The sequence below is a fragment of the Nocardia sp. NPDC050799 genome, assembly GCF_040654015.1.
GTDB lineage: Bacteria > Actinomycetota > Actinomycetes > Mycobacteriales > Mycobacteriaceae > Nocardia.
In genome coordinates this window covers 1-1,468 of the sequence record NZ_JBFAHF010000107.1, presented here as the reverse complement: position 1 = coordinate 1,468, position 1,468 = coordinate 1, and the positions used below count along the sequence as shown (strand labels likewise).

Annotated in this window: 1 protein-coding gene; it reads left to right on the top strand. The window is 70.3% G+C overall.

Annotated elements, in window-relative coordinates; all coding sequences use genetic code 11:
* Positions 1–245 precede the first annotated feature (245 nt).
* The gene (locus tag AB0H42_RS35655; RefSeq protein ID WP_357064284.1) at positions 246–1,448 is read left to right on the top strand and encodes an IS110 family transposase; all 1,203 of its coding nucleotides are present in this window, start codon (positions 246–248) and stop codon (positions 1,446–1,448) included.
* Positions 1,449–1,468 lie beyond the last annotated feature (20 nt).

Here is a 1,468-nt window from a genome sequence, read left to right as displayed (position 1 = left end):
CCCGCTCATTGGGGCACCATCCCTTCTGCAACCCGAAGAGTTAGGGTTGTTGCCTCCCGGTTCCGGTGGGTGCATGGCCTCCTCCGCTTGCCACTCGATGGCCATCGTGAGTCCTGCCAGCCCCACCGGGCCGGGGGCCGCAGACCGGCATCAGGGACACGCCCCGCAGAGGGCCGATCAATGAGCTTCCGGCGGCGGCCCTCGCTACCGACGAGGTAAAACACCGACCTCGAAGGAGCACACCTGTGCCGTTCACCGGCTGGGACTGGGCCACTGCCACCCACGACGTCACCGTGATCGACGACACCGGCAACAAACTCGACCGGTTCCCCGTCCCCCACACCGAGGACGGCATCGCGGCCGCCTTGACGCGACTGGCCCGCAACGGCGACCCCGCCGCACTGCCCGTGGCGATCGAGACCACCCGCGGCCTGATCGTGGACCGGCTCCTGGCCGCCGGACACCCAGTGATCCCAGTGCACCCCAACGCTTTCCACGCCGCCCGGCCCCGCTGGGGCGCAGCCCGCGCCAAAAACGACCCCGGCGACGGGTTCAAACTCGCCGACTACGCCCGCACCGACCACCACCGGCTGCCCGTACTGGCACCGACCCTGCCCGAAACACTCGAACTGCAGGCACTGACCCGCCAGCGCAGCGACCACCTCGAGATGCGCATCGCCGCGGTCAACCAGCTCGCCGCCCTGCTCGACGAGCACTGGCCGGGCGGGAAAACCGTATTCGCCCAACTGCATTCGGCAATCGCACTGGACTTCCTGGACCGCTACCCGAGCCCGCAAGCCGCCGCCGGCCTGACCGCCTCCCGCCTCGAGGCGTTCTGCCGCCGCCACGGCTACAGCGGCCGCCGCACCGGCACCGAACTGCTGGCACGGCTGCGTCAGCCCCCGGTATCGGCCAGCCGACTCAGTGAACCGGTCATCGCCCAGCTGATCCACGCCCAGGTCTCGATCGTGCGGTCGATCCGAACCGGCATCGACGCCCTGGACGCCGTGATCGCCGACGCTGTCGCGGCGCACCCCTACGCCCGGATGCTGGCCGACCTGCCTTGCATCGGGACACTCAACCTGGCCCAGATCATCGGCGAGGTCGGCCCGATCCTCGAACGCGCCACCAGCCTCGACCAACTCGCCGCAGAGACCGGCATTGCACCGGTTACCCGCGCTTCCGGCAAAACCCACACCGTCGCGTTCCGCCACGCCACCAACAAGCGCGCCCGCCAAGCCCTGGTCACCTGGATCGACAACAGCCGCCGCGCCGCCCCCTGGGCCGAACGCCGCTACGCTGCCGCCCGCGACCGCGGGCAACGCCACCCACACGCCATCCGCACCCTCGGCCGCGCCTGGCTGCGCGTCCTCTGGGCCTGCTGGCGCACCAAAACCACCTACAACCCCGCCGCGCACGGCGCGGCCGAACAGTCGATCGCGGCATAGGGGTTGACTCAGGGAACTCA